The following is a 6,971-nucleotide window of genomic DNA, read 5'->3' as shown; positions in this document are numbered from 1 at the left end:
GCCAACCACGCGACGGCCGAACAAGTGAACCTGAAACCCCGCCAACCCCTTCTGACCAGCTGATCAGCACCTCCCGCACGCCGGGGGAAGCTCAGTGCTGGCGGACCGCCCATCCGTGGATGAGCCGCCAGACGTACGTGTCCAGCGACGTGAAGACCTCCTTGGAGGCGACTCCCCGGTAGTAGGTCGCCCAACCCCTGATGATCGGGTTGAGCTTGCGCAGCAGCGCCTCGGCGTTGACCCCGTACAGGTTCTTCACCTCGTCGCGCAGCCGTTTCCGGATGCGCTTCACTGCTGCCTTGCTCGGCCTGACGATCGCTTTCCCGCTGGAGCTCCTGCGGATGTTGAACCCGAGGAAGTCGAAGCCTTCGGTGAGGTGGACGGCCTTGGTCTTCTCCTCGTTGAAGCGGAGCCCACGGGGCTCCAGCCACTTCGCCAGCTTGTCCTTCGCTGCCAGGGCCTCGGCTTCGGTGTGCGTGAGCACCACGAAGTCGTCCGCGTACCGGATCAGCACCGGGGAGTCGTAGTCGGTCTGCGGGCGGACCCGCTTGCGACACCTCACCCCGGCTGCCGCCTCCATCCCGTTGAGCGCGACGTTCAGCAGCAGAGGGCTGATCACCCCGCCCTGCGGGGTGCCCTCCTCCGTGGGAGCGAACCGCCCGCGGTCCACCACGCCGGCCCGAAGCCAGCGCCAGATCGGCTCACGTCCTGGAAACAGGCCGATCTGCTCCATCAGGCGCTCGTGGTGGATCTTGTCGAACGCCGCCGACAGGTCCGCGTCCAGGACCCAAGCGCGGTGCGCGGACTTGCCGCTCACCACGTTGTAGATGGACCTCTCCGCGTCCTGGCAGCTGCGTCCGGGACGGAACCCGTACGACCTCGGGTCGAACCGGGCCTCCCACTCCGGCTCCATCGCATTCTTGACCCGCGCCTGCATGATGCGGTCTCGAATGACGGGGATGCCGAGCGGGCGCTGCTTGTCGTTGCTCTTCGGGATGTACACGCGCTTGACCGGGCGGGCCTTCCAGGGCTCCGCTGACCGATGGATCTCGGCAGCGACCTCCCCGCGCCTCTTGGGCGTGAGAACGGTCTCCCCGTCCAGTCCGGCCGTCTTGCGTCCAGCACTCACCTGCGTCGCCCGCTTCACGCTCACCAGCGTGTTGCTGTGGCTCCGCAGCATGAGTTTTTGCAGGTTCCGGAGCTTCTTCATGTCCCCGGTCTGCGCGGCCTTGAAGATCCTCTGCCTCAGTCGGCGTACGTTGCCCTCCGTCTCGGCCCAGTCGATGCTGTGCCAATCTACGGCGGTCACGTCCCTTGGTCCGTTCAGCGCCCGAAGCGTGCCACTGACCGCCACACTGCCCCTTTCGCCATCTAACTTGCCCGTAGGTACTGCGTCGTTCGCAGTCTCACTTCAAGGTCCCACCTGATCCACGTCAGCTCCCTTTCGGGCCGGGCACTCGTCCCGTATCCAGCGGGTTATAAGGACGGCTGAGAGACACCGCCCGCTTTCCCCTTGCCTTTCGGCCGCTGGCCTTCGCTTCGTCGCGCACGGTGCGGGCGGCCGGTGGCTGCGCTGCGGGCCGCCACCGGCCCTTCCCCCGGAGGCCGGTGGGGCCCGGGGTCAGGACCGAAGCGTGGCGAGTTCCGCTTCGATGGCCACGGTGCGTGGGTGGTGGGGGCCGAAATGCTCGCGCCAAGCGGTGGCGCAGCGGGTGAGCTGCTCCTCGGCCTCGGCGCGGCGGTTCTGGGCGGCGAGCACGCTGCCGAGGGTCGTGGCGGCTTCTAGGAAGCTGTGATGGATCGGGCTGAGGTTCGGCTCGGCGAGCTCGACCGCGCGGCGGGCCTCGGCCTCGGCGTCCTCCAGCCGTTCGAGGCCGAGCAGGGCCCGGGCGGTGACGGTGGCGATCGGCGCCATGAGGGAGACCCGGACACCCGGGGAGCGCAGGGCTTCCGCTGTGGCCTGCGATGCGACGCGCAGCGCCTCCTCGTGGTGACCGCGGCCGCTGAGGCTGCGCGCGAGCCCGAGGCCCAGAACGACCCGCCAGTCGCCACCCGGTTTGGTGATCCGTGCCTCCTGCTTGAGAGCTTTTCGTGCGGCGGTCTCGGCCTGGTCGTGGCGGCCGAGCCCGTTGAGCGCCAGGATCAAGGCGTTCATGACGGCCAGCCAGAGCTGATCCTGTTTGCCGTGTTGGTCGATGAGCGCGCGGCACTCGCGCTCGGCTGTCTCGTACTCACCCAGGAAGACCAGGTTCTGGACCCGGTCGGCGCCGGCCTTCAGTGTGCGGATGTGGTTCTCGCCGTACACCTGGGCGTTCTGCTCCCGCAGCGTCTGGGCCTCGTCGGCCGCCTCGCGATGACGGCCCTGGGCGGCGTACACCCTGAGCTTGGTACCCCAGGCCATCAGACCGAACTCGTCCGGGGCCGGACGGCAGCGCAGCACGGCCAAGGCGAGCTCCATGGCGTCATCGAGTCGGTTCTTCCTCACCAGGAGATTGGCGAGATCGATCCGCACATCGCTGGTGAGACCGTGGTCCTCGCCCAGCACGGCCGGGCAGCACACCACCAGGTCCCGCAGCTCGGCCTCCGCCTCCTCCCTGCGGCTCAACCCGATCAGCGCGACCGCCAGCCGGCTGCGGGCCTCGAGGGTCAGCCCGGCCTCGGCACCGAGCCGGTCGCAGCGCAGGTCGACCGCCCACCGGAACGCCTGCTCGGCCTTTACCCAGCTTCCCCGCGTCATCAGATGGTCGCCCTCACTGAGAAGCTCGGTGGCAAGCCGAAGATCCCGCTCGTGCTTCCGATCGCGCCAACCTGCGAACATGCCCGTTCCTTCGCTCAGCCCCTGATGCAGCGATGATCGTACTGACGTGCGGATCTGATGCGAGCTGGAGAACAAGCAGGTACCGGGTGCGAGCCGGCCCGGCGGGCGGGAAGCCAGTACCCGAGGCGCGGGAATCGGTCAGTGGCTCGGCCCGACTTCGCCGCAGGTCGTTGACCTTCACTGTGGGGCAAGGCCCAGCATCAGGGGCACCGGGTCCACGGCGGGTCCGGGGCGAGGAGGAGGGAACGTGGCGGAGTTGCTGACCATCGGGGCGTTCGCGCGCCGGGCCGAGCTCACGCCCAAGGCGCTGCGGCTCTACGACGAGCTCGGCCTGCTGCGCCCGGCGCAGGTCGATCCGGCGTCCGGCTACCGGTACTACGAACCGGCCCAGTTGGAACAGGCCCGGCTCGTCTCGCGGCTGCGACTGCTCGGCATGCCGCTGGCCCGGATCACCGCGGTCTGCGTGCTGCCGCCCGCCGCGGCGGCGGCCGCCGTCACCGCCTACTGGGCGCAGGTCGAGCACGACACCGAGTCCCGGCGCCGGCTGGCCCTCTTCCTCGCGGACCACCTCAACGGGAAGGACCCCGCGAACATGACCACTGCATCGTTCACCCTGCGCTCTGCCGCCGCGTCGGACACCGGTCTGGTCCGCGAGACCAACCAGGACACTGCCTACGCCGGCCCCGGCCTGCTGGCCGTCGCCGACGGCTTCGGCCCGGACGGCGCGCGGGCCAGCGTCCTGGCCGTCGACGCGCTGAAGGCTCTGACGGACCGGCCGGCCGCCGACGTGCGCACCGCTCTCGCGGAGTCGGTGGCCGCCGCGAACCTTCGCATGGCGGAGCTGGGCGCCTCCGGCTCGACGCTCACCGCACTGCTGTGGACCGGCTCCGAGCTCACCCTCGTCCACGTCGGCGACTCCCGCGCCTACCTGTTGCGCGCTGGCGAGCTGTTCCGCATCACCACCGACCACTCCCTCGTCCGCACCCTGATCGACGAGGGCCGCCTCACGGAGGACGAGGCGGCGGCGCATCCGCAGCGTGCGCTGCTCACGCGTGCGCTGGACGGCCGGGAGGGCAGCGACGCCGATCTGTCGCTGCGCGAGAGCCGGGCGGGGGACCGCTACCTGCTCTGCTCCGATGGCCTCTCGGCCGTGCTGCCCGACCCGGACATCCGCGCGGCGCTGGTCGCCGCGGACGACCCGGACGTGGCGGTCCGCGATCTGGTCACCCTCGCCCGCCGCGCAGGGGGCCCGGACAACGTCGCCTGCGCCGTGGCTGACGTGGAGTAAGAGCTCCCGCAAATGGGTGTGCTCATCGGCGGTGGTTAGGTCGCTTGTCCCAGCGCTGGGTGGTCCAGGCTCGGCGGATGAGGCTGCGGACCGTGATGATCGTGTCGGCGAGGTCGAAGAAGGCGTTGACGACGGTTTTGCGGCGTTCGTAGCAGCGGGCGAGGCGGTGGAAGGCGTTCTGCCAGGCGTGAGTGCGCTCGACGTACCACCGCTGACTGGCCTGGATCGGTGCCTTCTCGCCCTTGTGCGCGATGCGGCCGTGCAGGTTGCGGGCGGCGAGTTCGGTGCGGGTCTTGTCCGAGTCGTAACCGGCATCCAGATGGACGGTGATGACGTCGGGCAGTGGTCCGAGGTCGTCCAGTAGGTCCAGGGTCGGGGCGAGCAGAGGGGAGTCGTGGCGGTTCGCTCCAGCCAGGACCCTACCGAGCGGGATTCCATAACCATCCGTCATGCCCGAGCGCTTCAGGCCCTGTTTGCCGCGGTCGACCGGTGAGCGCCCGGCGACCTCGCCACCGCCAGGGGCCTTGGTGATGGAGCCGTCGATGGCGATCTGGTCGAGTACGAGCCCGACGACCCGATCGTAGGACTCCAGCGCGACCCGCTTGAGCTGGACGAAGACGCCGAGCGCGATCCACTCGTCGCGGCGGTTGCGGATGGTGGTCGCGGAGCAGGTGGTGTCGGCGATTGCCTCGTAGGAGCAGCCGAACCGCAGTAGCTGCAGGAGCTTGTCGAACACGATCCGGTCGCTGATGCGCGGGCGGTGGCAGCCGAGCGGATGGCGCGGATCGACTGTCGGGCGATCGGGCAGCAGGGCCGCGAATTGGTCCCAGAGCGGCGGTCAGCCATTTAGGGGGCCCGGCCGCAGTAATGCGGCCGGGCTACCCGACACAGGCCCCCAGATGATCACAGAGCGTCGCAACTCCATGATCACCGGAACCTGTGCCCACTTTGCTGCCGGGGCTCCCCGCGCCGCCTACCTGCGCGAGCTCTAACCCAGTGTTACCGGTCACGGAAGTTGAGCCAGAACCGTAGTAGTGACGTCAGGTGTTCACGAGTTTGGGAGTCACTGCGATCCACCGGCGGTTGATGTTCGCGAGTTTCGACGTCACCGCGGTACTTGCCAGGCCAGCATCGGGAGTGCTCTGGGTGGAAGGCCCCGCTCATGCCACAGATGTCGAAGGTCGAGCTGTACGCCGCGATCCGCCAGGCCGTCGTCCACGACGCCAGCGCGCCCGTGTCTTCCACGGCCCCCGCGCGCCTATGAGTAGGGTGCCGCAGGGTCCGGAGGCGGCTTCAGGGGCTGTGGGCCCGGTCCGTGACGTCGGGACGGCTCTGGAGCCACAGGCGTTGGCCTACCCGGAAAACCCGTTCACGGCTCTGCGTTCGAACGATAAGATCTTCACCGAACGCACACTTGTGAGACGAAGTTTCGTAGAGAAGTAGGTCTATGCCCCACCCGCTCGTCATCGTCACCCTCCTCGTCCTCCTCATTAGGCTGGGTCTTTGGCTGAACAAGCACCGCAAGGCCACCGCGGGCCACGATGCGGCCGCAGCGGGCCTGGTGCCGCGCGCCGAACTGGTCGAAGTGGGCAGCGAACCCGCCGACCCGGCGGCGCGGGCCGCGCTGGATGCGGCCAAGGCGGGGGACTGGCGACCTGCCGCCGCCTACCTCTCGGACGGCGACGGTGACTGGAGCACCCGCTACGCCCGGATGAACCCGTTCGGCGACCTCGCGGCCACCGACGACATCTGGCTCTGGCAGTGGCGCAAGGAGCGGCCGGACAGCCCCGAGGCCGCCCAGGTGCACACCGACGCCCTGGTCAAGCGGGCGTGGGAGATTCGCACCGGGAAGTACGCCTCCGAGGTGACCCGCGAGCAGGCTATGGGCTTTCACCAGGTGCTGCAGGAGGCAGTGGGGGTGTCGTACGAGGCGATCCGACTCGCCCCGGCCGGGGACCCGAACGCGTGGGTGGTGCAGCAGCCGATCGCGATGGGTCAGGGCTGGTCGCACGAGCGCTACCGCGCGCTGTGGGCGGAGATCGTGGCCCGCGAGCCCCACCACTTCGGCGCGCACACCGCCGCGCTGCAGTATTGGTGCGAGAAGTGGCTCGGCAGCAACGAGTTGATGCACGAGTTCGCGGACAAGGCGATCGCCGGAGCACCGGGGGGCAGCCTGCTGACGGTGCTGAAGTTGCGGGCGTACTGGGAGCAGGTCCTGCGCGACAAGTCCGCAGCCTCGCTCTACCGGTCCGCCGAATACACGGCCGCCCTGGACGAGGCCCTGGCCGACCTGGCGGCCGCCGACCCTGCCCACCCCGGCATCGTCCCGGCGCGCGGCTGGATCGCCCACGGCCTGATCGAGAACGGCCGCCCGGCGCAGGCCCTGGACCTTTTCCGCGGGATGGGCAGGGAGATCGCCGGCCCGTGGATCTGCTACGGAAACCCGGCCGCCGTCTTCGACGCCGCCCGCACCAAGGCTGCCCGCGCGGCTGCCTGACACGGCCGCGCCGGCTGCTCGCGGGGCGGCCGACGCCTGCCGGACCCGCCGGGAGCGGTACCACCCAGCCACAAAGCCCGCCCTCGTTGGCCTGCGCCCCAGGACCGTTTCCGCACCCGCCCGGTGCTTGGAGACGGGCATGCCGGGTTCGGGAGGCGGCTCGGGGAAACCCACTGGTGGAAACACCAGCAGGGCGCCCCGAGTCGACCTCACCCACGGCGCGATGCCTTTTGAGACGATTGATGCCACATTCGACCGCATGCCGAGCCTTGTAGTCCTCGGCGTCGAACTTGGGCGGCCGGCCGCCGCGAGCGCCGAGTCTCTTGCGGTTGCGAGCCTGGTCGGCCTTGTCCGGGATGGTGCAGCGA

4 protein-coding genes and 2 pseudogenes are annotated in these 6,971 nt (G+C 69.5%); 2 read left to right on the top strand and 4 right to left on the bottom strand.

All coding sequences use genetic code 11. From position 1 onward, the window contains the following. Positions 1–91 precede the first annotated feature (91 nt). Together ltrA and ACWDAK_RS40240 are read right to left on the bottom strand one after the other, a co-directional pair. Complete coding sequence (gene ltrA / locus ACWDAK_RS40245; protein WP_427396246.1) at positions 92–1,309, bottom strand: group II intron reverse transcriptase/maturase; 1,218 nt, start codon at positions 1,307–1,309, stop codon at positions 92–94. Positions 1,310–1,621: 312 nt separating this feature from the next. Further along, entirely contained in the window at positions 1,622–2,737 is a 1,116-nt protein-coding gene (locus ACWDAK_RS40240) for a tetratricopeptide repeat protein (protein WP_344641264.1), read from the bottom strand. Between the two features lie 328 nt (positions 2,738–3,065). On the opposite strand from ACWDAK_RS40240, the gene ACWDAK_RS40235 reads away from it, so the two are divergent. Beyond that, positions 3,066–4,106: a MerR family transcriptional regulator gene (locus ACWDAK_RS40235; RefSeq protein WP_427396245.1), complete on the top strand. Its 1,041-nt coding sequence runs from the start codon at positions 3,066–3,068 to the stop codon at positions 4,104–4,106. A 22-nt stretch (positions 4,107–4,128) separates the two neighbouring features. Here ACWDAK_RS40235 and ACWDAK_RS40230 read toward each other — a convergent pair. After that, positions 4,129–4,975 (bottom strand): annotated as a pseudogene (locus ACWDAK_RS40230) (IS5 family transposase). 578 nt (positions 4,976–5,553) lie between these two features. On the opposite strand from ACWDAK_RS40230, the gene ACWDAK_RS40225 reads away from it, so the two are divergent. Next, entirely contained in the window at positions 5,554–6,603 is a 1,050-nt protein-coding gene (locus ACWDAK_RS40225) for a hypothetical protein (RefSeq protein WP_427396244.1), read from the top strand. A 214-nt stretch (positions 6,604–6,817) separates the two neighbouring features. Here ACWDAK_RS40225 and ACWDAK_RS40220 read toward each other — a convergent pair. Beyond that, positions 6,818–6,971: pseudogene (locus tag ACWDAK_RS40220) on the bottom strand (IS5 family transposase); the annotation flags it as partial.

This window comes from Kitasatospora sp. NPDC001175, from assembly GCF_053598215.1.
Note: the sequence above shows the minus strand (reverse complement) of the source record. Positions and strands in the feature narration are given on the sequence as shown.

Coding starts and splice junctions, on each gene's coding strand:
- ACWDAK_RS40225 (WP_427396244.1), top strand. CDS start 5,554: ATGCCCCACCCGCTCGTCATCGTCACCCTCCTCGTCCTCCTCATTAGG.
- ACWDAK_RS40240 (WP_344641264.1), bottom strand. CDS start 2,737: ATGACGCGGGGAAGCTGGGTAAAGGCCGAGCAGGCGTTCCGGTGGGCG.